23 protein-coding genes are annotated in these 25,777 nt (G+C 67.5%); 16 read left to right on the top strand and 7 right to left on the bottom strand.

Translation table 11 applies throughout. The annotated features are described in order from the left end of the window. Positions 1-9: 9 nt before the first annotated feature. Entirely contained in the window at positions 10-498 is a 489-nt protein-coding gene (locus tag IEX71_RS14970) for a GNAT family N-acetyltransferase (RefSeq protein WP_188837819.1), read from the bottom strand. A gap of 301 nt (positions 499-799) precedes the next feature. Here IEX71_RS14970 and IEX71_RS14975 point away from each other — a divergent pair, with 301 nt between their 5' ends. The 9 genes from IEX71_RS14975 to IEX71_RS15015 all read left to right on the top strand — a co-directional run bounded on the left by IEX71_RS14975 (position 800) and on the right by IEX71_RS15015 (position 10,190). After that, complete coding sequence (locus IEX71_RS14975) at positions 800-1,195, top strand: EVE domain-containing protein (RefSeq protein WP_188837820.1); 396 nt, start codon at positions 800-802, stop codon at positions 1,193-1,195. Between the two features lie 89 nt (positions 1,196-1,284). Beyond that, positions 1,285-1,710, top strand: a complete 426-nt coding sequence (locus IEX71_RS14980; RefSeq protein WP_229749752.1) for a VOC family protein — start codon at positions 1,285-1,287, stop codon at positions 1,708-1,710. Positions 1,711-1,801: 91 nt separating this feature from the next. Continuing rightward, on the top strand, positions 1,802-2,590 hold the full coding sequence (locus IEX71_RS14985; RefSeq protein ID WP_188837821.1) for a crotonase/enoyl-CoA hydratase family protein: 789 nt from the start codon (positions 1,802-1,804) through the stop codon (positions 2,588-2,590). Next, positions 2,587-4,581 (top strand): acetoacetate--CoA ligase, encoded by a 1,995-nt coding sequence (locus IEX71_RS14990; protein ID WP_188837822.1) that lies wholly within the window; start codon positions 2,587-2,589, stop codon positions 4,579-4,581. Before IEX71_RS14985 ends, IEX71_RS14990 begins: the two co-directional genes overlap by 4 nt. After that, complete coding sequence (locus tag IEX71_RS14995; protein WP_188837823.1) at positions 4,578-5,522, top strand: 3-hydroxyacyl-CoA dehydrogenase NAD-binding domain-containing protein; 945 nt, start codon at positions 4,578-4,580, stop codon at positions 5,520-5,522. The genes IEX71_RS14990 and IEX71_RS14995 overlap by 4 nt, the downstream gene beginning before the upstream one ends. Continuing rightward, positions 5,519-7,021, top strand: coding sequence for an acyl-CoA synthetase (locus tag IEX71_RS15000; RefSeq protein ID WP_188837824.1), 1,503 nt, complete (start codon positions 5,519-5,521; stop codon positions 7,019-7,021). Before IEX71_RS14995 ends, IEX71_RS15000 begins: the two co-directional genes overlap by 4 nt. Positions 7,022-7,038: 17 nt before the next feature. Next, complete coding sequence (locus tag IEX71_RS15005; protein ID WP_188837931.1) at positions 7,039-7,905, top strand: amidohydrolase family protein; 867 nt, start codon at positions 7,039-7,041, stop codon at positions 7,903-7,905. A 13-nt stretch (positions 7,906-7,918) separates the two neighbouring features. Next, positions 7,919-8,374 (top strand): MarR family winged helix-turn-helix transcriptional regulator, encoded by a 456-nt coding sequence (locus IEX71_RS15010; RefSeq protein WP_188837825.1) that lies wholly within the window; start codon positions 7,919-7,921, stop codon positions 8,372-8,374. Between the two features lie 124 nt (positions 8,375-8,498). Then, the gene (locus IEX71_RS15015; protein ID WP_188837826.1) at positions 8,499-10,190 is read left to right on the top strand and encodes an MFS transporter; all 1,692 of its coding nucleotides are present in this window, start codon (positions 8,499-8,501) and stop codon (positions 10,188-10,190) included. Positions 10,191-10,213: 23 nt separating this feature from the next. Here the strand turns inward: IEX71_RS15015 and IEX71_RS15020 are convergent, their stop codons facing one another. After that, positions 10,214-11,047 (bottom strand): alpha/beta fold hydrolase, encoded by an 834-nt coding sequence (locus tag IEX71_RS15020; RefSeq protein WP_188837827.1) that lies wholly within the window; start codon positions 11,045-11,047, stop codon positions 10,214-10,216. A 71-nt stretch (positions 11,048-11,118) separates the two neighbouring features. On the opposite strand from IEX71_RS15020, the gene IEX71_RS15025 reads away from it, so the two are divergent. Beyond that, positions 11,119-11,742, top strand: a complete 624-nt coding sequence (locus tag IEX71_RS15025; protein ID WP_188837828.1) for a class I SAM-dependent methyltransferase — start codon at positions 11,119-11,121, stop codon at positions 11,740-11,742. Positions 11,743-12,031: 289 nt separating this feature from the next. Here IEX71_RS15025 and thrS read toward each other — a convergent pair whose 3' ends face one another. After that, positions 12,032-14,071 (bottom strand): threonine--tRNA ligase, encoded by a 2,040-nt coding sequence (gene thrS / locus IEX71_RS15030; protein ID WP_188837829.1) that lies wholly within the window; start codon positions 14,069-14,071, stop codon positions 12,032-12,034. A 79-nt stretch (positions 14,072-14,150) separates the two neighbouring features. After that, positions 14,151-15,260, bottom strand: coding sequence for a serine/threonine-protein kinase (locus tag IEX71_RS15035; protein WP_188837830.1), 1,110 nt, complete (start codon positions 15,258-15,260; stop codon positions 14,151-14,153). Between the two features lie 233 nt (positions 15,261-15,493). Between IEX71_RS15035 and IEX71_RS15040 the strand changes: the two genes are divergently transcribed. From IEX71_RS15040 to IEX71_RS15060, 5 genes are all read left to right on the top strand, one after another. Then, positions 15,494-16,780, top strand: a complete 1,287-nt coding sequence (locus tag IEX71_RS15040) for a cytochrome P450 (RefSeq protein WP_229749754.1) — start codon at positions 15,494-15,496, stop codon at positions 16,778-16,780. Positions 16,781-16,817: 37 nt separating this feature from the next. Beyond that, positions 16,818-17,963 carry a glycosyltransferase family 4 protein gene (locus IEX71_RS15045; RefSeq protein WP_188837831.1) on the top strand — a complete coding sequence of 382 codons (1,146 nt, stop codon included), beginning with the start codon at positions 16,818-16,820 and terminating at the stop codon, positions 17,961-17,963. 232 nt (positions 17,964-18,195) lie between these two features. Then, positions 18,196-19,485, top strand: coding sequence for a mechanosensitive ion channel (locus IEX71_RS15050; RefSeq protein ID WP_188837832.1), 1,290 nt, complete (start codon positions 18,196-18,198; stop codon positions 19,483-19,485). A 134-nt stretch (positions 19,486-19,619) separates the two neighbouring features. Next, positions 19,620-21,584, top strand: a complete 1,965-nt coding sequence (locus tag IEX71_RS15055) for an aconitate hydratase (RefSeq protein ID WP_188837833.1) — start codon at positions 19,620-19,622, stop codon at positions 21,582-21,584. Continuing rightward, a complete protein-coding gene (locus IEX71_RS15060; RefSeq protein WP_188837834.1) occupies positions 21,574-22,179 on the top strand; it encodes an endonuclease in 606 nt (201 codons plus the stop codon). The genes IEX71_RS15055 and IEX71_RS15060 overlap by 11 nt, the downstream gene beginning before the upstream one ends. Positions 22,180-22,186: 7 nt before the next feature. Here IEX71_RS15060 and IEX71_RS15065 read toward each other — a convergent pair whose 3' ends face one another. The 3 genes from IEX71_RS15065 to IEX71_RS15075 are packed head-to-tail and all read right to left on the bottom strand — an operon-like array spanning position 22,187 to position 24,047. Beyond that, positions 22,187-22,594 carry a VOC family protein gene (locus IEX71_RS15065; protein ID WP_188837835.1) on the bottom strand — a complete coding sequence of 136 codons (408 nt, stop codon included), beginning with the start codon at positions 22,592-22,594 and terminating at the stop codon, positions 22,187-22,189. Between the two features lie 59 nt (positions 22,595-22,653). Next, positions 22,654-23,487 (bottom strand): aminoglycoside adenylyltransferase domain-containing protein, encoded by an 834-nt coding sequence (locus IEX71_RS15070; protein WP_188837836.1) that lies wholly within the window; start codon positions 23,485-23,487, stop codon positions 22,654-22,656. Positions 23,488-23,492: 5 nt separating this feature from the next. Then, the gene (locus IEX71_RS15075; RefSeq protein ID WP_188837837.1) at positions 23,493-24,047 is read right to left on the bottom strand and encodes a GIY-YIG nuclease family protein; all 555 of its coding nucleotides are present in this window, start codon (positions 24,045-24,047) and stop codon (positions 23,493-23,495) included. 54 nt (positions 24,048-24,101) lie between these two features. Between IEX71_RS15075 and IEX71_RS15080 the strand changes: the two genes are divergently transcribed. After that, complete coding sequence (locus tag IEX71_RS15080; protein WP_188837838.1) at positions 24,102-25,766, top strand: HNH endonuclease signature motif containing protein; 1,665 nt, start codon at positions 24,102-24,104, stop codon at positions 25,764-25,766. The last annotated feature ends 11 nt before the right edge of the window (positions 25,767-25,777 follow it).

Consider the following 25,777-nt stretch of genomic DNA (forward strand, 5'->3'; position numbering starts at 1 on the left):
TCGAGTAGCTCAGCTCGTCGGGAGCCGGTCCGTCAGGACGCACTGCATGAGGGTGTCCTGCGGGCCGCCGAACCCCACGCGGCGGTAGAGCGAACGCGCTCGATCAGTCGCGTTGAGTTGCACCCGGTAGAGCCCGCCGTCGGCGGCCCAGTCGATGACCTGCCGTAGCATGCGCTCGCCAAGACCACTGCCGCGTAGCTCCGGGACGACATACACGGAGCTGAGGTGCAACCAGCCCCCGGTCGGGCGCCGCAGGCTCGGCAGACTGGTCGCCAGGATGCCGATGGCGAAACCGACCGGGTCACCGTCGGCGCGGCGGGCGAGCCACGCCGGCCGCGCGTTGCCCTGCGCCAGCCACGCCTCGGCGAACTCGTCGATGAACCCTGCGCGCCGCGGCGAACCGCCCTCCAGGTCCCACCGCAGCGTCATCGCAGCCAGCACGAAGGCGTCCTCGGGCACTGCACGCTCGATGCGGATGCCGTCCAGTTCGTCGGTCACACCGGAAGCTTCGCACGTCAGCGCGTCGCAGGTCACTGGTTCGCGGTGTCGTCCCACGCCTTTCACGCGTCCTCGGGGAAGGACACTCGCAGCGGTCTTCGGCAGGACCTTGACCGAGGAGGCGGTGGCGCGCCCGGCCGCGGTCGCGACCAGCGAAGGCATCAGCCGGATCCGTGGCACGTCATCATCGGTACGGATGTATACGGTTGGACCAAAACGTAACCAGTCGTATCGCGTCATACACCGCGTTCCAGCTTCTTCCGGACCGATCCGGTCCGCTGCTGGTTCTACCGTTCTCAGCATGCCCACGACACGCACCTGGATCATCGTCGTCTCCCGCGAGCACGCCCGCCGCGGCGTCGCGGAGGGCTACATCATGGCCAATCACGGCAAGAAGGCACCGCTGGTGCGGATGAGCGTCGGCGATCGGATCCTCATCTATTCGCCGAAGTCCGCCTACCCGGACGGCGAGCCGCTGCGAGCGATCACCATCGTCGGCGACGTCACGGGCGAAGCCCCGGAGCCGAGCGCCGTCATACCTGGCGGCTACCGGCTCGCGGCGTCACTGCACGAGATCACACCGGTGCCACTCGACGACATGCGCGGACACCTGCCGGCCGGACGACTGCGGTTCGGCTGTTTCGAGTTGCCGGCCGACGACGCCGCGGCGATCGAGTCCCTGATCGCCGGCCAATAGCCCGAAGCCGCCCGGCATGACACTGGCCCTTCGGCCACCGATGCCGACCGATCAGCCAGTTCCCAGGAATCGTTTCGCACAGTAGCGTCGTGATCTCACGCCGAGGTTTGGAGATCCCCATGACGTTCCCCGCGCTCACGCACGTAGCCATCACCGTTACCGACCTGGATGCCAGCACTCGTTGGTACACAGCGCTGCTGGGCGCAGAGCCGGTGCTGGACGAGGACGAGGCATCGGGCACCTTCCATCACGCGGTCTTCGCTCTCGACGGCGGCACGCTGTTCGGTCTGCACACGCACACGGGGGCCGCGGCCACCGAGACCTTCGACGAGCGACGCACCGGACTGGACCACGTGGCATTCGCCATCGGCCGCGAGGAACTGGACGGTTGGGTCACCAAGCTCAACGAGCTCGGCATACCGAACAGCGGGGTCAAGGACGCTCATTACGGGTCGGGCATCTCGTTCCGGGACCCCGACAACATCGCCCTGGAGTTCTTCGCACCGCCTGCCTGAGCCCGGGTCGCCACGGTCGGCGGTCCTTGCCCGTACTGCCGGACCTTGGTTTAATCATCAGGAAACCTGTTGATTACTTCCCGAGGTGCCCTTGTCGAACACACTCAACCTTCCGGACACGCTGACGCTCACCCGGATTGGTGAACTCGCGGTGCTGACCCTCAACCGGCCGGCCAAACGCAATGCCCTCAACGACGAGACCGTCCTCGGGCTGGAGCACTTCTTCACCCATCTGCCCGGTGACATCCGTGCCGTCGTGCTGGCCGCGGAGGGCGATCACTTCTGCGCCGGCCTCGATCTGTCCGAGTTGTCCGAACGCGACGCCGTCGCCGGCCTCCAGCACTCCCGCATGTGGCACCGAGCGTTCGAGGCGATCGAGTTCGGACCGGTGCCGGTCATCGCAGCCCTGAAGGGTGCCGTCGTCGGGGGCGGCCTCGAGCTCGCCGCGGCGGCCCACCTGCGCGTGGCCGAGCGCTCCACCTTCTACGCACTGCCGGAGGGTATGCGCGGCCTGTTCGTCGGAGGTGGGGCCTCCGTGCGGGTGCCCCGCCTGATCGGTGTCGCCCGGATGAGCGACCTCATGCTCACCGGTCGCCGCTACGACGCCACCGAAGGTATGACGGCCGGCCTGTCGCAGTACGTCGTCGACGACGGAGACGCGCTCGACAGGGCCGTCGAGATCGGCCACCAGGTCGCCACCAACGCACCGCAGAGCAACTACGCGATCATCCAGGCGCTCCCCCGGATCGCCGAGGCAAACCCGCGCGAGGGCTTCTTCATGGAAGCCATGATGGCCGCGATCACCCAGGGCAGCGACGATGCGAAGGACCGCATGCGCGCGTTCCTCGACGGCCGGGCACAGAAGGTCACCGACCGATGAACACCGAAAACGTCTCCACGGCAAGGGCACTCGACACCGGTGACGTCGTATGGCGCCCGCCCGCGAACGTCCTCGACACCACGCGGGTCGGTGCCTTCCTACAGTGGCTCCGCACCGAGCGAGGCGTCGAACTGGCCGGTCACGACGAGTTGTGGCGCTGGTCCGTGGACCAGCTGGAAGACTTCTGGGCCGCGATCTGGGACTTCTTCGAAGTGACCGACCACGGTGCGCGCGAGACAGTGCTCGAGCAACGTGTCATGCCCGGCGCGCGGTGGTTCACCGAGTCCCGACTCAGCTACGCCGAGCAGGCCCTGAAGGGCTGCGGCGACGACGACGCAGTCGCCATACAGGGACGATCGCAGACGCGCGGCGACGTCGACCTGACCTGGGCACAGTTGCGCGACCAGGTGGCCCGGGCTCGTCGGGTGCTGCGGGACCGTGGCGTCGGGCCGGGTGACCGGGTCGCCGGCTACCTGCCCAACACTCCCGAAGCCGTCGTCGCGTTCTTGGCGGCCGCCGGTCTCGGCGCGATCTGGACCAGCTGCGCGATCGAGTTCGGCCCGCGCAGCGTCATCGACCGCTTCGGCCAGGTCGAGCCGACGGTGCTGCTGGTGGCTGGTGGATACAGCTACGGGGACAAGCCGATCGACCGGAGCGAGCAGATTGCTGCGATCCGGGCCGAACTACCCACTGTCCGAACGGTTTTCGACATCGAGTACGGCGACTGGCGAGTCACGGACGCCACGTCGTGGCCATCGGCGCTCGGCGCCGTCGCGGACCCGATCCACGAGACGACACCCGTGCCGTTCGACCACCCACTCGTCGTGCTGTTCTCCTCCGGAACGACCGGCAAGCCGAAGGCGATCGTGCACGGGCATGGCGGCATCGTGCTGGAGCACCTCAAGAACCACGCGCTGTCGTGGGATCTCGGCCCCGGTGACGTCATGCTCTGGTACTCCACGACCGCCTGGATGATGTGGAACGCGCTCGTGTCCGGGCTGCTCGTCGGCGCCACGATCGTGCTCGTCGACGGCAATCCCTCCTACCCGGATCTGACCTGGCAGTGGGACCTCGCCGAGGAGACGGGCGCGACCCTGATGGGCGCCAGCCCCGGCTTCATCATGGCCTGCCGCGGCGCCGGCGTTGATCTCAGCGGTCGGCAGCTGCGGATCCGTGTAGTCGGCTCCGCGGGCTCGCCGCTACCTCCGGAGGGTTACGGCTGGATCCACGACCAGCTCGGCGACGATGTGCAATTGAACGTCGGCAGTGGCGGCACCGACGTGTGCAGCGGCCTGGTGCAGAACAATCCGCTGCTGCCGGTGCGCGCCGGCATGATCTCGGGTCGAGCACTGGGGGTCGACGTGCACGCCTTCGACCCCAACGGCCGCGAACTCATCGGCGAGCCCGGCGAACTCGTCGTCCTCTCCCCCATGCCGTCGATGCCCATCGGCTTCTGGGGTGATGACGGAACCCGTTTGACAGCCACCTATTTCGACACTTACCCGGGTGTATGGCGCCATGGGGACTGGATCGTCTTCGAGCCCGACGGCAGCTGCGTCGTCACCGGCCGCAGCGACTCCACGCTCAACCGCGGCGGTGTGCGACTGGGCACGGCCGAGTTCTACCGGGTCGTCGAGGAGCTGCCGGAGGTCGGCGACAGTCTCGTCATACACCTGGAGGACCCGCAGGGCGGCAACGGTGAGCTGATCCTCTTCGTGACGACCACGGGCGACATCGACGCGCAACGGCTCCGCAGCCGGGTGTCCGGTGCACTGCGGTCTGCCCTGAGTCCGCGCCACGTGCCCGACCAGGTGGTCGAGGTCCCGGCGATCCCCCGCAACCTGACCGGCAAGAAGCTCGAGGTCCCCGTGAAGCGAATCCTGCAGGGCGCCAACGCATCCGACGTCGTCAGCGCCGACGCGCTCGCCGACCCCACCTCCATCGACGCGTTCGTCGCGTATGCCGCTGACCGCCGGAAGACGCAGTCATGAAGACCGACATGCAGGTCGTGGCCATCGTTGGCGCCGGCGCGATCGGTTGCAGCTGGGCCGCACTCGCCCTGGCGCACGGCATGGCGGTCCATCTCGCGGACCCGAACGACTCGGCGCTGGACCGAGCTCGCGGCACGATCTCCGCACATCTGGCCGATCTCGACGCGCCCGCCGACGCGGGGTCCGGGCTGACCGTCCACCACGAGGCGACTGCTGCGGCCGGCATGGCGGATTTGGTCATCGAGTCCGGCCCCGAACGCCTCGACTTCAAACGCGAGTTGTTCGCGGCGTTGGATGCGGCTGCCGCACCGGACGTCGTACTCGCAAGCAGCAGTTCAGGATTCGGGCCGAGCAGCTTCCAGGACGCCTGTATGCATCCCGAGCGGGTGCTGGTCGCGCATCCCTTCAACCCGCCGCACCTGATCCCGCTGGTCGAGATCGTCGGCGGCCGATCGACGTCAGCGGAAACGATCGACACCGCCATGACCGCGATGCGCACGCTGGGCCGTCGCCCCATCCGCGTCAATGCGGAACTGCCCGGACACGTCGTCAACCGGCTCCAGGCGGCGCTCTGGCGGGAGGCCTACGACCTCGTCGGCCGCGGCGCGATCTCGGTCGCCGACCTCGACCTCGCGGTGGCCAACGGGCCGGGCCTGCGGTGGGCACTGCTCGGTCCGATCGCGACGCAGCACCTGTCCGGGGGCCCGGGCGGTATGGCGCACGTCCTCGAACACCTCGGCCCACCGATGGTCGAGTGGTGGAACGACCTGCGCGAGCCGGAACTCGACCCGGAACTCACCGCACAGCTGGTCTCCGGCGTCAGAGAGGAGTTGGGTGGCGCGGACGACGCCGTCCGGGCACGCCGAGACGAGGCGCTGCGCGAGTTGCTGGCGCTCAAGAGCCGCGTCGGCCTCGACGGCGCAGGGGGTGACGACGCATGAAGGATCAGGGTCTCGGATCGTGGACCCTGCGCCGTGCCCGGATGACACCGGATAAGGCGGCACTGGTCCAAGACGGGCACCGCGTGTCCTACCGGCAACTCCATCTGTCGTCGACCCGACTGGCGCGCGGCCTACGAGGTCGCGGCGTGGCAGCCGGCGACCGAGTCGCCTTCCTCGGCCTCAACTCGATCGAGCTGGTGACGGCGATGTTCGCCACCGCCTCGCTCGGCGCGGTGTTCGTGCCGCTCAACACGCGGCTCGCGCCGCCCGAGCTGCGTTACGTCCTCACCAACAGCGAGCCGACGATCATCCTCGCCGAGGACAGCCTCGCAACGGGCGCCGTCACCGCCATGATCAGCGAGTTGTCCATCCCCACAGTGGTCTTCACCCGCACGGCCGGTGCCGGACTTGCGTCGCTCGAGAGCGACGACGAACGACCGCTCGACGAACCGATCGCCCAGGACGACCTCTTCATGATCCAGTACACCTCCGGCACCAGCGGACGCCCGAAGGGCGTCCAGCTGACGCACGGCAACATCATCTGGAATGTCATGAATCTCATGGTCGACGTCGATCTGGGAAGCGAGGAGGTAGCCCTGGTCACCGCCCCGCTTTTCCACACAGCAGCGCTCAACCAGGTCCTGTTCCCCACTGTCCTCAAGGGCGGCACCGCGCTCATCGAGTCTCGGTTCGACCCCGACCGCGCGATCGAACTGATCGAATCGGAAGGCGTCACACTGCTTTTCGGCGTGACCTCGATGTATCTCGCGTTGTCCGACGCCGGACGGTTCGGCTCCGCGGACCTGAGCACTCTGCGGAACGCCCTCAGCGGCGGCGCGCCGATCCCGGAGTCACTCCTGCGCATCTGGCTCGACCGCGGGTTGATGATCGTCCAGGGCTACGGGCTGACCGAGGCGTCGCCGGGCAGCACGATGCTGCGTGCCGCTGACGGCATCCGTAAGCTCGGATCCGCAGGGACCGCATGCTTCTTCACCGATGTGCGCGTCATCGACGGCGTCGGTGAGATCGTCATGAACGAGCCGGGCGAGGTGCAGGTCAGCGGCCCGAACGTCACGCCCGGCTACTGGCGTGATCCGTCTTCGACCGACACCGCGTTCGACGGCGACTGGCTGCACACCGGCGACCTCGCGACGACCGACGACGAGGGCTACCTGCGCATCGTCGGCAGGCTCAAGGACATGTACATCTCCGGCGGCGAGAACGTCTACCCGGTCGAGATCGAGAGTGCTCTCCACGAGCACCCGGACGTGGCGGAGGCCGCCGTGATCGGCATACCGGACACGAAATGGGGAGAGGTCGGCCGGGCCTTCGTGGTCACTTCACCGGGCTCGTCCCTCGACGAGGCGGCGCTCATCGCCCACCTCGAAGGACGGCTCGCACGCTACAAGCTGCCCAAGTCCGTGGTCTTTCTTTCGGAGTTGCCACACAACGCCTCCGGCAAGCTGCTGAAATCTTCGCTACGAGAGGTGAAGCCGTGACCAGATACGAGCCCGCCATCGATCTGGCCGTCATCCGCGCGCTCGACGTGCACGTGCATGTCGAAGCCGATGCGCACGGCCACTTCTCCCTGGACCAGGAGTTGCTCGACGCCTCAGCGGCCTACTTCAAGGGTGACGAGCCGCGGACTCCCACTGTCGCCGGCCTGGCCGGTCGCTATCGGGAGGCGGGTATGGCGGCTGTCGTGTTCACCGTCGACGCCACCACCGCCACCGGCCACCCGGCGCTGTCCAGCGAGGACATCGCACAGGAGGCGTCGCAGCACGCCGATGTGCTCATCCCCTTCGGCTCGGTCGACCCGTTGCAAGGCGCCGCTGCGGTGGAGCGGGCGCGCCGGCTCGTCGAGGACCACGGAGTCCGAGGCTTCAAGTTCCACCCGTCCCTGCAGGCCTTCTCCCCCGACGACCCGACATACAAACCGCTCTGGGCAGCACTGGAGGAGCTGGGTGTGCCGGCCCTCTTCCACACGGGACAGAACGGCATCGGGGCCGGTCTGCCGGGCGGCCGCGGGCTCAAGCTGCGCTACTCCAACCCGCTGTTGCTCGACGACGTCGCAGCCGAGTTTCCAAGACTGACAGTCATTCTCGCGCACCCGTCGGTGCCATGGCAGGCAGAGGCGATCTCGATGGCCACGCACAAGGCGAATGTCTTCATCGACCTGTCCGGCTGGCGCCCCAAGTACTTCCCGAAGGAGTTGGTGCACGCGGCCGGGCGGATGTTGCGCCACAAGGTGCTCTTCGGCAGCGACTACCCGCTGCTCACACCGGAACGCTGGATCGCCGACTTCGAGCAACTGGGACTCGACGAAGCCGTCCTGCCCGGGATCCTCAAGGACAACGCGGCTAAGGTGCTCGGACTGAGCTGAGGGAGGAACTTCGATGAGCCAGGACCGGCCCGAACCACCGACGCTGCTCTACCTGATCAAGCAGGTCGAGCTCGCCTCACGTGCCGGCTTGGACGAGCTCACCCGTCCGGCCGGACTGACGGCACTGCAATACACCGCGCTGACGGTGCTCGAACGTCATCCCGATCTCACCGCCGCGCGGCTCGCCCGTAACTCGTTCGTGACCGCGCAGAGCATGGCGGACATGGTCACTGCGCTGCTGGACCGCGGCCTGATCGACCGGCATCGGGACCCGCGTGACCGGCGACGGCTGGTCCTCTCGCTCACCGACGACGGACGCCGCCTGCTGGATCGATTGCGTCCGGGCGTGACAGCGCTGGAGACGCGGATGCTCGCGCAGCTGCCGGCGACCGCACCGGCGGAGTTGCGCCGTCTGTTGGAGGCATGTCGCCAGGGTCTCGGGACACCAGCCGAGGACCGCGCAAGCTGAGACCACCTCGGTTGCCGCCGACTGAGCACCGCCGGGTCAATCATCAGGATTCTTTAGCATTTTCCTTCCGCTCAGCGAAAACAATGTGGTGCGGACCACACCGGGTAATGCTTCGCTCCTACCCATGGATCAGACCGAAACCACAACTGCCGACTCGTCCCTGGCGAAGTTGACCACCGGGACGCTGATCGCAGCGATCACCGCGTGCTTCCTGGCGCAGGTCGGCGTGAGCATTCCCGCCGTCATCAACGGCTACATCAATCAGGACCTGCATCTGTCGTCGACCACCCTGACGTGGGTGTCGGACGCGTTCATGGTGCCCGTCACCCTGCTCGAGCTGTCCTTCGGCGTCGTCGGCGACCTCTTCGGCCGCAAGCGACTGCTCGCCATCGGATCCGTGCTCGTGCTCGCCGGCGGCCTGTTGTCGTTCTTCACCCCATCCGGCGAGACCGCCGTCCTGCTGACCGGGCAGGTCATCGCGGGCACCGGTGCCGCCGCGATCTTCCCCACGTCGGTGGCGATGCTCGCCGCAGGCACGCACACCGTCAAGGACCGGGCACACGCCATCTCGGTCTGGGCGGCCGCACTCACCGCCGGTGGCTTCATGTCACCGCTGATCGGCGGTCTGCTGGCCAAGATCCACCACGACGGCGGTGAATTCGCGAGCTGGCGTTACGCATTCCTCGCGATGGCCGTGCTGGCGATCATCAGCACCGCTGTCACGCTGCTGTGGGCGCAGGACTCCTCGTCGCCCGTCGGACGTTCCCTCGACTGGCCCGGACAGATCACCGTCGCGATCGGCATCTTCGCGCTGCTCTTCGGCGTGATCCAGGGCGCCGAGGACGGCTGGGGCAGCCCGCAGGTCGTCGGGGCCTTCGTCCTCGCCGTTGTCTTCCTGATCGGGTTCGTCCTGGTCGAGCTACGCGTCGACAAGCCGCTGATCCAGCTGCAACTCTTCAGCAACCGGATGTTCACGGTGTCCGCGATCGTCACCGTGCTCGGGATGTTCGCCTACCTCGGCACCGCGTACGCCACCAGCATCCGGTTGTCGGCCATCCAGGAATACACCCCGCTGAAGACCTCGATCGGGTTCATCCTGCTCAACATCATGGGTGTGGTGCTCTTCCCGGTCAGCAGCAAGATGCTGCAGCGGCTCAACCCCGGCTGGGTCCTCGCCGGTGGTATGGCGCTGATCGGCATCGGCAACGTCGCGATGGCAGCCATACCCGCCACCCACCTGGGGCTCGGCGCGATCGCCATACCCCTGCTCGTCATCGGTGCCGGGTTCAAGACGGCGGTCACCGCCATCACCGTGGTCGCCGTCAACAGCGTTCCCACCTCGAAAGCCGGTATGGCGAGCGGTGCCACCAGCATGCTGCGCGACTTCGGCCTCACCCTCGGTCCGGCGATCGTCGGTGCGATTGCGCTGACCAGTGCCGCGAACCGGATCAGCGACAAGATCGCCTCGTCCAGCACGCTGCAGAAGTCGCTCAGCCAGTTCTACGCCGCACCCGGGCACGTCCCGGCCGCCGAACGGCCCAAGGTCGCCGAGGCCGTCGCCGCCGTGAAGTCCGGGCCGCTGGGCCAGAACGCCGTGCCCTCGCAGGTGCCCGGCGCGGACGGGAAGTTGCAGCCGTTCAACCCGCTGAAGGACGTCGCGTTCCACGCCTTGTCGCACGGTTACGCACTGGGTTACCTCGTGTGCGCCATCGCCGCCCTCCTGGCCGCGGTGATCGCCGCCGTGCTCCTCGGTGGACGCCAGCACGACCACGCCTTCGCACCGCAGGAGGACGCGCCGACTCCTGCGAACGTCTAGGACGACGGCCCCCTGGTCCCACCTCAGGTGTGGGACGGGACCAGGAAGTCCGTCACCAATCCTGTTGATTCCGTTGCGAACTCGTCGAAGAAGCCATGCCGCCCGGTCGGATGGACGTGTAGTCGGCTGCCCATGATCCGCTCGTGCAGCACCTCTGCGTTCACCACCGGAGCGAAGCGGTCCTCGGCGCCGTGCAGGATCAGCGTCGGCGCCTCGATCCGATCGAGCCGACTGGCCGCGTCGTGCTTCGCGCTGACCCGCAGATGTCGGTTGGCGTCGCGCCGGCTCATCGTGGGATCGCTGAAGAGGTGTGTCGGCACACCGTCATACCCGCCGTGCGCGGCGATCCAGGCGGCCGTGTAGAAGAGGTCCGCCGTCGTGCGCAGCCGAGCCGTGCGGTCCGGGCTCGAGAGCGCGAGACGCACTTCCCGGTCCCGTTCGGTCGCGAGCGAGCCGCCCGGAGTGGTGCACGCGAGCACCAGCGCACGGACCAGTGCCGGACGCCCGATCGCCAGCTCCTGCGCGATCCGGCCGCCCATGGAGGTGCCGTAGACGAAGGCACTCTCGACGTCGAGCGCAGCCAACACCGCAGCGGCGTCCTCCGCGAAAAGGGCTGTCGACCAAAGCGTTTCGTCCTCCTTACCGGTGGCCGCCTGCAGGCGCGCGGTATCACCGGTGCCCCGGTAGTCGAAGGTGATCGTGAAGAACCGCTCGGTCAGCAGCGGGCGCACGTGCTGCCACCAGTCGTGCGAGTTCGCCTGTCCCTGCAGCAACAACAATGCGGGCGCGTCGCGCGGACCCTCGACCTGATGGGCGACACGAGCCTCGGCCACCGGACTGGTCCCGCGCAGCTTCATCAATGGTCCTCACTCGTCGTGGACAACCCGCAAACTACAACGTCGACCGGAGCGTCTCCTAGGCTGCCCTCGTGACTGGATCTGGCGAGGTCGAGGCAACTATCGCGGCATACGAGAATGGCGCGCAGCAATATCGCGACGCGACAGCGTCGATGCCGCCGACCATTGCCGCCGCAATCGAGCGCTACTCCGACAGTCTTTCCCACGATGCGGAGGTCCTGGAGATCGGGAGTGGCCCGGGCCGAGACGCTACGGCGCTCGAGGCGCAAGGGCTCCGGGTCCGACGCACCGACATCACGAGTGCATTCGTCGAGATGCTCAGGGCGGACGGACATCGCGCGACGCAGATGGACCCACTGGCCGACGACTTGGGCGGACCCTGTGACGGGGTCTGGTGCAGCGCGGTCGTCGTACACCTCGACAGGGCGGACGCTGCTCGTCTCGCGCAGCGACTGTATGACGTGACGCGCCCCGGCGGACAGCTCTTCCTGTCAGCCAAGGAGGGAGATGGCGGCGCCTGGTCGGAGACCGGAAACCTGAATGCGCCAAGACATTTCACCTACTGGGGTTCTGATGCTTTCGGCAACTTGCTCAGCTCCGTCGGCTGGACCGTCGACGAACTGCGGGTCGAGCCCGGGCCGGGTGGTGGTTCATGGCTGCACGCATACGCGACACGGCCCGTTGAGGTCGGTTGACTCCGGAACTTCTCGCTTCCCGAGTCGCCGCTGCACATTGCCCGACACTGGGGAGACTCGTGAACATCGCCGACCGCCATACCCGCACACGGCCCGACACTGGGGAGACTCGTGAACGCCGCCGACTGCCATACCCGCACACGGCCCGACACTGGGGAGACCCATGACCGCTGCCCGGACGTAAACCACCCCGGACGTGGTGCAGCCCCCGGGGCCTCGAGTGTCCGTGGGGGCTGCACTGGGTCCAACTCGCGAGGTGCGGCCGGTGTTCCCGTCAGAAGTGGACTACTCAGACCTGTCGCTTGTCCCGGATGGCGGATTCGATCTCGGCGATCGCGTCGGCCACCGGAACGCCGTTGCGCTGCGAGCCGTCTCGGAAGCGGAACGACACGGCATTCGCCGAGCGGTCCTCCTCACCGGCGATCAGCGTGAACGGCACCTTGGACTTGCTGGCGTTGCGGATCTTCTTCGGGAAACGGTCGTCAGACTCGTCGAGCTCGACGCGAATCCCCTTCTCCTGCAATTGATCCAACACACCCTGCAGGTGTGGCGCAAACTCCTCGGCGACCGGCACACCGAGCACCTGCACCGGCGACAGCCACGGAGGGAACGCACCGGCGTAGTGCTCGACCAGCACACCCAGGAATCGCTCGATCGACCCGAACTTCGCCGAGTGGATCATCACCGGCTCCTGGCGGGTGCCGTCCGACGCCTGGAACTCCAGCCCGAAGCGGTGCGGCTGGTTGAAGTCGTACTGGATGGTCGACATCTGCCAGGTGCGGCCGATGGCGTCGCGGGCCTGCACGGAGATCTTCGGGCCATAGAACGCGGCGCCGCCCGGGTCCGGCACTAGCTCCAGGCCGGTCTCGGTCGCGACCTGCTCCAGGATCGCGGTCGCGGTCTCCCACTGCTCGTCCGAGCCGATGAACTTGTCCTTCTTGTCGCCCTCGGTCTCCCGGGTCGACAGCTCCAGGTAGAAGTCCTCCAGCCCGAAGTCGCGCAGCAGCGACAGCACGAAGTTGAGCAGGTGGCGGATCTCCCCCGGCGCCTGCTCGGCCGTCACGTAGGAGTGCGAGTCGTCCTGCGTCATACCGCGCACACGCGTGAGGCCGTGGACCACACCAGACTTCTCGTAGCGGTAGACCGAGCCGAATTCGAAGAAGCGCAAAGGCAGTTCGCGATAGGACCGGCCGCGCGACTTGAAGATCAGGTTGTGCATCGGGCAGTTCATCGCCTTCAGGCGGTATTGCGCGCCCTCCAGCTCCATCCCCGGGAACATCGTGTCCGCGTAGTAGGGCAGGTGGCCGCTGGTGTGGAACAGCCCGTCCTTGGAGATGTGCGGCGTGCCGACGTACTGGAAGCCCTCCTCCAGGTGCCGGGCGCGCACGTAGTCCTCCATCTCGCGCTTGATCACGCCACCCTTGGGGTGGAAGACCGGCAGCCCCGACCCGAGCTCCTCGGGGAAGCTGAAGAGGTCGAGCTCGGCGCCCAGCTTGCGGTGGTCGCGCTTCTCCGCCTCGGCGAGCCGGTCGAGGTAGGCCTTCATCTCGGTTTTGCTCGGCCATGCGGTGCCGTAGATGCGCTGCAGCTGCGGGTTCTTCTCCGAGCCACGCCAGTAGGCGGCGGCCGAACGCATGATCTTGTAGGCGTTGCCGATCAGCTTGGTCGACGGCAGGTGCGGGCCGCGGCACAGGTCGCCCCACGCCACCTCCCCGTCACGCCGGACGTTGTCGTAGATCGTCAGGCCGCCCTCGCCGACCTCGGCGTCGGCACCCTCGGCGGCGTCACCCGCCTTCGACTTCAGCCCGATGAGCTCCAATTTGTAGGGCTCCGAGGCGAGTTCGGCACGCGCGTCGTCGTCGCTGATCTCGCGGCGCTGGAACGTCTGGCCCTCGTTGATGATCTTCTGCATCGCCTTCTCGAGGGCCTTGAGGTCCTCGGGCGTGAAGGGCGTCTCGACGTCGAAGTCGTAATAGAAGCCGTCGGTGATCGGCGGCCCGATGCCGAGCTTGGCGTCCGGGTTGATCTGCTGCACGGCCTGCGCCAGCACGTGCGCGGTCGAGTGCCGCAGCACGTTGAGCCCGTCCGGGGAGTCCACCGGGACCGGCTCGACGAGGGCGCCGGCCGGGATCTCGCGGAAGAGGTCCTGCAACTCGCCGTCGACCGTCATCGCCACGATCGTGCGGTCGTCGCCGAAGAGTTCGGTGCCCGTCGTGGCCTGCTCGACCCGTCGACCGTTGGCGGCGGTGGGGGCGGCTTGGCCTACTGACACGGGTGTTCTCCTTCGGTATGGCGTGAGTACGGCGAGCGCCGGCTCGCCATACGACATGATCCGGCGACACGCCGGGCAGTGTCAGGCTAGCGGGCCGGACTCACGGCCGACACGGCAGATCCGTCGCGGTCGCCAATCAGCCCGTGGCGATCGCGAAGGCGACGACGGCCACACAGATCAGTGCCATCACGGCGGCGACGACCCACAGTGTCCGTGTCGCACGGCCACCGCCGCCGACGCTCGCAGCAGGCTCCGGTGCAGGACGCGCCGTGTGCGCCGGTCGGCCCGCGGACCGGGCTGCGGGTAACGGCGCGGTCCCCGGCATCCGGGTCCCACCACCGGCTGACCCGGGACCACCGGGAGAAGACGGGGGTCCAGGGGGGCGCGCGGGCGCCGCTGACCGCCGCGGCTGCGACATCGCCGACCGGGCGGCGTCCATCAGTTCCGTCGCGGTCGCGGGCCGCTGGGAGGGGTCCTTCGCCATACCCGAGCGCACGACGCGGTCCAGCGCGTCCGGCAGATCCCCGCGGTGCTTGCGCAGCGACGGTGGCGCGGCGTTGAGGTGCGCGGAGATCAGCTGCACCTGCTCCCCGGCGACGAACGGCTTGCTACCGGTCAGGGACTGATAGAGCACGCAGGCCAGTGAGTAGACGTCGCTGCGGGCGTCCGAACGCGGCGGCGACTGCAGCCGCTCCGGCGCCATGTAGGACGCGCTGCCGACGATCTGCCCGGTCGCCGTGAGGTCCTGTTGGGTGATGCTGGCGGCGATGCCGAAGTCGACCAGATAGGCGAACCCCTTGGGATCGACCAGGATGTTGGACGGCTTCACGTCACGGTGCACCAGGCCCGCCCGGTGTGCGGAGTCCAGGGCAGCGGCGATCTGGCTGAGCAGGTCGAGCGTGCGGGACACCTCCAGCCGTCCCCTGTCCAGCAGCTGTGCCAGGTTGCGGCCCTTGACCAGCCGCATGTCGAGATAGAGCCGACCGTCGATCTCGCCATACCCGTGGATGGGTATGACGTGCGGGTCGGTCAGCCGGGCGACGATCGCCGCCTCCCGCTGGAACCGGGCACGGTACTCGTCATCGGCCGCGGTCGCCGGGTGCATGACTTTGAGCGCCACGTCCCGGCCCAGTCGGGTGTCGGTCGCACGAGCGACCTGGCCCATGCCCCCGGTGCCGATGACCTCGTGCAGTTCGTAGTGCCCGAAACGCGCGGGACGACGGGCCGACACGTCACCGCCGCTCATGGCGTCCTACCCAGGGACGCGACTCCTCCAACAGGCACGGGCGACACATTAACGGTCCCGCCTCAGCGGTTCTCGCCGCGGTGAGCGTGCCTCGTCCCCAGCAGGCTGCCTGTCGGTTACGGTGGACGCTGCGGCCCGTCTCACCACAGGTATCGTGGAGAGGCTGCACGGACACCAGGACGACCGTCACAGGGGCCTGCAGCATTCGACGTTTATCCAGGAGTACGAACACAGTGAATGCGACAACATCGATCCGTCGGTGGGTCGCCCAGCGACTGCTGTCAACTGCCGCAGCAGGCCGCTCATCGGGGTTGGCAGGTCTGAAGGTTCTTCCCAAGAAGCTGACGATGCCGTTACGACGCAACGGCATCGATCCGCTCCCCGAGCTAGGGCGACTACGCGATCAGGACCCGGTGCACAAGATGCGCCGGGTTTTCGGCATCAATGTGTGGCTGGTCAGCGGCTACCACGAGGCGAAGGCCGTGCTCGCCGACACCAAGAGCTACAGCACCGACATCCGACCGATGCTCGGCATGGACAGCGACGTCACGATCGGCGGCCTCGGCTTCACCGACCCGCCCGAGCACAGCCGGCTGCGCAAGATCCTGACCCCCGAATTCACCATCCGGCGACTCGCCAGGTTGCAGCCGGTCATCGACCGGATCGTCGCGGAGCGACTGGACGCGATGGAGGCAGCCGGTCCGGTCGTCGACCTGGTCGAGGAGTTCGCCTTCCCCATCCCCTTCCTGATCATTTGCGAGCTGCTCGGCCTGCCGGTCGAGGACCGGGAGCACTTCCGCAAGCTCGGACATGCCCGGTTCGACATCACCGAGGGCGGCGTCGGCGTGTTCGGCGCGATGAGCGAGTCGCGTGCGTTCCTGCAGGAGGCCGTCAGCCGCCAGCGCATCAACCCCGGTGACGGCCTCATCGGGCAGATCATCCGCGAGCTGGGCGACGACGTCAGCGATGAGGACCTCGGCGGCCTCGCCGACGGTGTTTTCACCGGTGGCTACGAGACGAGCGCCAGCATGCTGTCGCTGGGCACCCTTGCCCTGCTGCGTGATCCGGAGAGTTACGCCCGCGCCGGACAGCGCGAGCACGTCGACGCGGTGGTGGCCGAACTGGTGCGCTACCTGTCCGTCGTGCAGATCACCTTCCCCCGTTTCGTGAAGCACGACATGGAGCTCTACGGCAAGCAGATCAAGAAGGGCGACGTGCTCGTCGTCTCGTTGTCCGGTGCCAACCGCGACAAGGCCTTCGGCGACGAGCCCGAGACCGTCGACTCGCATGCGGATCGTCCGTCGCACCTGGGGTTCGGCCACGGCTTCCACCGGTGCGTGGGTGCCGAACTCGCCCGCATGGAGTTGCGCTCGGCGTTCCTCGGGTTGGTCGAGCGATTCCCGCACCTCGAGCTCGCCATACCGCCTGAGCAGTTGACGTTCCGCGACCTGTCGATCGTGTATGGCGTGGACTCGCTCCCGGTCCGGCTAGAGCCCCAGAGCAGCCGCGACGTCGCATGAGGTCTCCGGAACTGCTCGACACTGCACTGGATCGTGCATGAGGATCATCCATGTCGCTGACTCCTACTCTCCCGATGTCGGTGGCATCGAGCGTCAGGTCGAGGCGCTGGCGCTCGCCCAGCGCGCCGACGGGCACGACGTTTCGATCATCACCGCGGTCAACAAGGACGGCGCCGAGGACGGTGGACTCGACGTTCACCGCGGGCTGCGCACCCGGTGGCTGACCATCGCGTTCCCCTCGCTGAACCACTCGATGGTCGCCGAGGTGCTCGACCGGGGTGACGTGGACGTCGTGCATGCGCACTTCACGGTCGCCTCCCCTATCGCGATCTATGTCGCCCGCGCCGCGAGCAGGCGGGGCATCCCGGTCGCGGTCACGGTCCACTCGGTGTGGTGGAAGGTCGCGGCGGCGCACCGTTTCGTGAGCAGTGTCTTCTTCGGCCCGTCGCTGATGCGGGTCGTCTACTCCGGCGTGAGCACGATGATCGCCCGGCACATCAAGCGCGTCTATCCACGCTGCGGCGACGTCTCGGTGGTCCCCAACCTGGTCGACACGCAATGGTGGGCCCCGGCCGCACCGTCGATGCACCGTGCCGGCGACCCGGACTTCCGGGTCGTGCTGGTGGGCCGGCTGAAGAAGCGCAAGCACATCGACGAGTTCATCGAGGTGATGTCCCGCGTCAAGGCGAAGGTTCCCGCGGGCGCGACCGTCTCCGTCTCCATCGTCGGTGCGGGGCCACGACGCGACGACCTCGAGCAACAGATCGAAGCGCTCGGCTTGAGTGACTGGGTGCACCTGCTCGGTCTCCAGACGCCGGAGCAGATCCGGGACCTGCTGCACGAGTCCGACCTGTTCGTCGCACCGTCCCGCCAGGAGGCCTTCGGGATCGCCGCACTGGAAGCCCGCAGTGCGGGCGTCCCCGTGCTGGGCTACAACTTCACCGGGCTGGCTGATTTCGTGCAGAGCGGTGTCGAGGGCCTGCTCGTCGACGACGCCGACGACATGGTGGATTCGTTGGCGAAACTACTGGTCGACGCGGAGCGGGTCGAACAACTCAAAGCCTCCACCCGAGCTCGGCGTCCGGCCGTTACTCACGATGACGCGATGCTTGCGACATACGAGTTCTATGCACGCGCCCGACGCGAATTGCGAGGGCGTTCGGCACGCACGCGGCGGCGCTGATCTCGACGCCGACGAGGCCGCCAATTGCACAACCGCAATGCGACCCGGTCGCGTGAATTCCCTGATGCGCGCGAGACTATAGCGTGTTCGCGGTGCGCTCACGGGGTTCCGGGACGGTTCGATTTCGGTGAATCAGGATGGGTTCACGGACCACCCCATTTCGGCTAACTTGCTGGGCATATGCGAAATCCGCACCGTGCTCGCAAGGCGCACGCTGGAATGGAGTAATCACATGGAGTTGAGCGACTTTCATTGGTCCGACATCATCACGAAAGTTGTCGCGGCCATCGTCATTCTGGTCATTACCTGGCTATTGGCGAAGTTCGCCAAGAAGATTCTTGCCAAGCAATTCACCAAGATCAAGGCGCTGAACCGGCAGGACGGCACTGGTGATTCGCTCGGCGAATCCCTGAGCACGATCGTCTCGCTGATCATCTGGGTATTCGGCTTGATGGCGGTGCTCAACCTGTTCCGGCTCAACCAGGTCACCGCACCGTTGCAGGACATGGTCAGCACTCTGTTGCACGCCCTGCCACAAGTGCTCGGTGCCGCGCTGGTCATGTTCATCGGCTTCGTGCTGGCGAAGATCGCACGCGAGCTTGTTGTCACCGCGCTGCAGGCCGCCAACGTCGACCGTTTCGCCGACAAGCTCGGCAGTTCCGCGAACCAGCAACTCCAGGAAGGCACGAACGGCGGACAGCACGAGGCACCCCAGCACCTGCAGGGTGACCAGCAGGGTCTCGGCCAGGCACACGCCCAGGCCCAGGCACAGCAGGGCGGCGCCGAGCCGATCAAGATCTCCACGATGGTTGGCCACCTCGTTTTCGCCGTCGTGTTGCTGGTAGTCGCGATTTCCGCACTGCAGATCCTCGGGATCAAGTCGATCTCCGACCCGGCATCCCACATGTTGAAGCTGATCCTCGACACCCTCCCGCTGATCATCGGCGCGGGCATCCTGCTCGCGATCGGTGGCGTGATCGCCAAGTTCGCCGGCAACCTGCTGGAGAACCTGCTGCGCGGTATGAACCTCGACCGGGCCGTCAGCAACCTTGGTGTGGAGACCGAGAACATCGACATCGCCAAGACGCTGGCGAAGATCGCTCAGATCGCGATCGTGCTGTTCTTCGCGGTTGCGGCGGCGAACGTGCTGCACATCCCGCAGATGACCGAGATCCTCAACACCGTGCTCAACATCGGTGGCCGGGTCCTGTTCGGCGCGGCCATCATCGTGGCCGGTGTCTTCGTCGCCGGACTGCTGGCGAAGATGGTCACCGGACGAACGGGCGAGATCGTCAAGATCGCGACGATCGTGCTCTTCGCCGCCATCGGCCTGCGCTACATGGGCCTGGCCAACTCCGTCATCAACCTCGCGTTCGGCGCGGTCGTCGTCGGCGGTGCTGCCGCGGCGGCCCTCGCGTTCGGCCTCGGTGGCCGGGATGCGGCCGCGCGCCAGTTGGAGAAGATGCAGCGGCAGGCCGACTCTGCGCCGAAGCAGTCGTCCAGTCCCGATCAGGGGGTGTAGGCCGCACGCGCCATACCCACGAGAAGCCCGGCGGTGCTCCGCCGGGCTTCTCCCCTGTCGGCTGCAGGCTAGGCTGAAGGGCCCGATCAGGTCGAGTGCCGCGGTTCGGCGGCTCCGGCCGGAGAGGAGCGCCGATGTCGCTCAACGCCGCACAGAAGCTCATTCGTGACCACCTGCTGGACGGTGATCTCACGCCAGGCGCTGAGATCGCGTTGCGGGTGGACCAGGCACTCGTGCAGGACGCCACCGGCACGATGGTGATGCTCGAGTTGGAAGCACTGGACCTCGACCGGGTGCAGACCGAGGTGGCCGTCCAGTATGTCGATCACAACCTGCTGCAGGAGGACGAGCGCAACCCGGACGATCACGCGTTCCTGCGCTCCGCGGCGCAGCGCTTCGGGTTGTGGTTCTCCGGGCCGGGTAACGGGGTGTCGCACCCGACCCACCAGCAGCGGTTCGGCAGGCCCGGGGCCACGCTCGCCGGCTCCGACTCACACACCTGCGCGGCCGGCGCCATCGGCATGCTCGCCGTCGGCGTCGGTGGTCTCGACGTGGCAATGGCCCTGGCGGGAGAGCCGCTCTATCTGCGGATGCCCCAGGTCTGGGGCGTCGAACTGACCGGCGAATTGCCGGACTGGGTGTCGGCCAAGGACGTGGTCCTGGAGATGCTGCGCCGGCACGGAGTGAAGGGCGGCGTCAACCGGATCATCGAATATCACGGTCCTGGACTGGCCGGGCTGACCGCGATGGATCGTCACGTCATCGCCAACATGGGTGCCGAACTCGGGGCAACCGCAACGGTTTTCCCGTCCGACGACGAGGTGCGCCGGTTCCTTGCCAGCGAGGACCGCGAGGTCGACTGGCAGGAGCTGCTGGCCGACGACGGGGCGTCATACGACCTCGAGGAGCAGATCAACCTGTCGTCGCTGGAGCCGCTGATCGCCAAGCCCTCCTCCCCCGGCAACGTCGTGCCGGTCCGCGAGGTCGCGGGCGAGCCGGTGTCCCAGGTCGTGGTCGGGTCCTCGGCGAATCCCGGCCTGCGTGACTTCGCGGTCGTCGCGGAGACGCTGCGTGGCCGGTATGCCGACCGCGGGGTGTCCGTCGACATCAACCCGACGTCGCGGGAGATCCTGCAGGATCTGACCAAGGGCGGTTGGCTCTTCGACCTGATCAGCGCAGGGGCACGGGTTCACCAGTCCGGATGTCTGGGCTGCATCGGGATGGGCCAAGCGCCGGCGACCGGTCGCAACAGCCTGCGCACGATGCCGCGCAACTTCCCGGGGCGGTCGGGCAGCCAGGAGGACTCGGTCTGGCTGTGTTCCCCGGAGACGGCCGCGGCGGCGGCGCTGACCGGGGTGATCACCGACCCGCGACAGCTCACCGAGGAGCACGGGATCGCGTACTCGCGACCGAAGTTGCCCGAGCATGCCAGCGTCAACACCGCGATGCTCGTGGAGCCGCTGCCGCTCGAGGAAGCGCGCAAGGTCGAACTCGTCAAGGGCCCGAACATCTCCGCGCTGCCCGACTTCGATGGGCTGCCGGACCGGGTCGAGGCACAGGTGGGCCTCGTTGTCGGGGACAACGTCTCCACCGACGAGATCCTGCCGGCTGGTGCCAAGGTGCTGCCCTACCGGAGCAACATCCTCAAGATCTCCGAATTCGTCTACAACGCGGTCGACCCGGAGTATGTCGAGCGGGCCACCGCACTGCGGGACGAGGGGGGCCACATCATCGTCGGCGGCGAGAACTACGGACAGGGATCGTCCCGTGAGCACGCGGTGATTGCGCCGCGCTACCTCGGGTTGCGCGTCGTGATCGCCAAGTCGTTCGCCCGGATCCACTGGCAGAACCTCGCCAACTTCGGGATCCTCGCGCTGGAGTTCGACAAGACCGAGGACTACGACGACATCCGACTGGGTGACACGCTGGCCCTCGATGGCCTGCACGCCACGCTGCCGCAGGGCGACACGGTGGAGGCCACCAACTCGCGAAGCGAGGCGTCATACACGCTGCGTCACCGATTGTCGCCGCGCCAGGTCGACATGGTGCTGGAAGGTGGCCGGATTCCGTTGCTGCGCAAGCAGATCGATGTTGACTGACGTCCGCGACATACTCCGTGAGCACGGAACGACGTATGCCGCCGAGGCCGGCATTACGCTGCGGGACAAGCCGGCGCCGCTCTTCCAACTGCTCGTGCTGTGCCTGCTGTTCTCGGCGCCGATCAGTGCGGGGGTGGCGGCTGCGAGCGCCCGAGAGCTCTTCCGGGAAGGCTGGCGGACGCCCCGGCGGATGCGGGAGGGGTCGACGTGGCAGCAGCGAGTCGACGCGCTCGGTCGGGGCGGTTATAGGCGGTATGACGAGAGCACTGCTCGCTATCTGGAGCAGCTGTGCGACCGACTGCTCGAGGACTACCGCGGCGACCTGCGCCGGCTGCGCGATGAGGCGGGTGGCGACCCTCGCCTGATCCGGCGGACGCTGCAGCAGTTCGACCGGATCGGTCCGACCGGCGCGGACATCTTCTGCCGCGAGGCGCAGGCCGTGTGGCCGAGCCTGCGGCCGTACTTCGACAGACGCGCCCTCGAGGGCGCGAAAACCGTTGGGCTGCCGGCGGATCCAGACGAGCTGGCCGCGCAGGTCGCACCCGACGAGGTCGCCAGGCTTGCTGCGGCGCTCGTGCGTGTGGATCTCGGCTGAGTTGGACCTACGGGGAGGAATTCAGTCGGGCCTCGTCGATCGTGGGCTCGAAGAGTTCGACCGGGTTGCCGGAAGGGTCCTCGGCGATGGTCTGCCTGCCGCCGACGCCGTTGACGATGTCGTTGCGAAACCGCACACCGCCTGCGCGAAGCTCGGACACAAGCCCCTCGAGGTCGTCCACCTCGATCGCGAAGCGGTTCCAGCCACCGGGGCTCGGCGTCGTGCCGTCTGCCATGGCCTGCCCGCCATCCGGCCCGCCGCCGGGAGCGGACAGGACGAGGCGCAGGTCGCCACGGGCGAGCATCGCGAAAGCCGGCGCCGGATGCATCACCTCGGTGAAACCGAGCCGGCCGGTGTAGAACGCGATCGCCGCATCGACGTCGTGCACGATGTAGCGGACGCTCACTGTGGGCATGGGAACCTCCCGATCCGGGACTGTGCGACATTCCACGTTAGCGCCGATCCGAGACAGCCTCAGTCCCGAGCGCCGACGTCGTCCAACACCGTTAGAAGCACATGGGTTACGTCGTCCGCCGAGATAATTGTGTCGCGGTCGCCACGACGTTGTCGGAGCGCTCGTGTGATGCCCGACAGCGAGGGGTCGCGAGCCAACGCCCACTGCCCGGCCTGCGGCTTCGAGCAGTACGTGCCCTCGGTGTCGAAATGCCAGATGCGGCATGCGGTCAGCACCATCAGCTCGGCGTGCTCGGCATCATCCGCGAGTGTGAGCCATCGTCCAAGCCAGAAGAGGCCACGATCCTTCACCCACCGAGCTGGAACCTGCCCGATCGCTCGATCGACGGGTATGCCGATCAGCGAACGACCCGAAGTCCGCGCCATCGACAGTTCGACCACGAGGTCCTCGTTCGCGGCCTTCGCACTCTCCACGTGGATCCCGTCCGAGTAGCGGGCGACCTCGAGCTCGGACGCGGGCGCACGGCTCGGCCTTCCTGCGGCGGTTGAGGTGACCACTATGAGGTCGACCGCCTTGGCCGCGCCCACTCTCGCGTTGTCGACCGCATCGACGATATGGTCGCGGTCGGTCGCGGACAGGCCGTCGGGTCCGGTGACGAGCATGAGGTCGATGTCATTGCGTCCCGGTTCGAAATCACCGAGCGTCAGGGAGCCGTGCAGGACTGCGGCATAAAGGTTCGGCCCCAGGATGGCGGCACAGGTCCTGGCGAGCCCACCCGCTGCGGTCTCGGTCTGCCGCGCCTTGTCGTCCATCAGGTCATCGTCCTCCCGCAGGCGGGTCTCCGATCCGGGCACGCCGCCATCCGCCGTCCGGGTCGGCTCGCCTTGCAGCATGCAAATCAGTAGAGGGTCCGCCTCTGGGTGTCGCCGACATGATGGCGCGGGCCGCGCAAGCGGTCGCGCGGTTGGCCGACGTTGTCGAGATTCAGTGGTGGCTGAAGCCGAAGGAGAACCGCGGTCTCGACGTCGCCAAGGACCACGGTCGCTGGCTTCACCCATGTCGCCTGCAAGAGTCGCCCATCCATCCATCGGCTCAAGCGCTCGTCGCCTGCTGTGTCGAGTGCATGGTTCGCGCTGGCGGAGGGTCTGGTCACGTTCCGCGGTACCGCCACAAGCTCGAGCTGATCAACGAGTAACGCGGCAAGGCTGCGGCGGACGGTTGAGGACCCAGTCTTGCCGGTTGCGAAATGGGTGCGGACGTCGCGGCCGTTCAGACTCTTCTCGGCCTTCCCGACGTACAGCGGCTGCGCCTCGAACGCAGGACCAATTCCGTCGATCCGCCGCGAGTAACGTCGGTGCGACCACGGTCCGCCGCGGTCCAGGACGTCGGCGCAAGTCACATGGAACTCCTTGTGACTGTTGTGGTTTCGACTCAAAGAGTTGTCAGTGGTCACCTCTAGAATTGAACGCATCAGACACCGACGAGACAGGGTGGGAGGTGACCACCGATGAGCTCCAACGAAGGTCCCGGCGACGACATCGACGCCCGTGTGGTCGATCTGTCCGGGTTGCCGGACACTGTCATCGCCGCGATCAGCGCGCTGGCCGACCAGGCCCGGCAAGCCTTCACTGACGCGTCCCGGGAACACCTGGGTGATCTGGTGCAAGCGGCCGAGGTGGTCAAGGGCTTCTCGGACGCGTCGTTGTTGGACGCGACAGGCGCTTTGGTCGAGAATCTGGCCGCAGACCACGGCGTCGGCCGTGACGACCCTCGCTATGCGCGCAAGATCGCAGCACATCGCCAGTCCGCGTGCCGGGCAGTGGTGCACGAGGTCCAGCTGCTGACCGGTTCGACGTTGACTGCCGCCCGTGAGCAGGTCCGATTCGCCACGGCCATGCGACAACGCGTCGGCGCCGCCCACGACCGGCTCCGGGCAGGAGCGTGCACCTGGCAGCGGGCACGGATCGCCTACGCCGAGACGGCGCACCTCGATCCGGTGCTCGCCGGGCAGGTCATCGACCGGCTGCTGGCGCCGCCGGACCGCACGACGACACTCGATGGCGGCACGGCGACTGTGCCGTTGTCGCACGCCGGGTTCCGGGCGAGGATCCGCCGGCAGCTCGCGTTGGTCGACGGTGTAAAGGCCGACAGGGACCGCAAGCATCGAGAAGCCGTCGACGCACGCGACGCCTGCACCTTCGCGGGCCGGGACGGCACCGCGACCTTCCATGCCTCCGGTGATGCGGCCCGCGTGTTCACCGCCCAACAACGCGTCAGCGACCTCGCCAAAGCCGCGCGCGCCGCCGGTGACAAGCGCACCCTGGCCCAGTTGCGCGCCGATATCGCGATCGACCTGCTCATCGGCGGCACCATCCCCGGCCACGAACACCTCGGAGACGCCCCTGCCGGCCGGTTACACGTCATCGTGCCGTTAGCCACACTGCTGCCCGAAGATCTCGTGCCGCACGCCGGATCCGCCGCCGCGGGACCGGCATTCACGCCCGCCGAAGTGCCCGGGCTCGGATTCTTGACACCCGAGCAGGTCCGCGCCGTGGCGTTGCAAGCCGGCTCGACCTGGGCACGGATGGTCACCGACCCCGTCAGTGGGCAGGTGATCGACGCCGCCGGCACTTACCGCGCACCCGCCGGGATGGTCAGGCTGGTGCAGGGTCGCGACCACACCTGCCGGGCACCCGGCGACTGCGGCATCTCCGCGCACGAGACCGACCTGGACCACGACGTGGAGTACCGGCCCGGCGCCACGCATCCGTCCGAGGGCGCCACGCATCCGGACAATCTGCACCTCATGCACCGTGGCCACCACAACGCCAAGACCGGTAGATTCTGGACCAGCCGACAACACGCCGCCGGGACCATCACGTGGCACACCCTCACCCGACGCCTACGCACCACACCCTTCGACCACCAGCGGCCGGATGACCAATGCCCACCGCGGGTCAGTCGCGCAGAGCAGCAACTCGGCATCCGCCTCGCCCTCTACCGCGAACACGACGTCATACCAAACGTGTTCACCGACCTGGACGACCTCGACCTCCTCCGTGAGGAGCACGAGGACCGTGCCACCGAACGTCGCGCCGGCCACGACCTGCGGATCCACCGACACACACGCGACATACGCGTAAAGCCGCCCGAGCCAGAGCCACCCTTCTGACCGGGGTCTCC

It is taken from the genome of Flexivirga endophytica (genome assembly GCF_014640635.1).
Classification (GTDB): domain Bacteria; phylum Actinomycetota; class Actinomycetes; order Actinomycetales; family Dermatophilaceae; genus Flexivirga; species Flexivirga endophytica.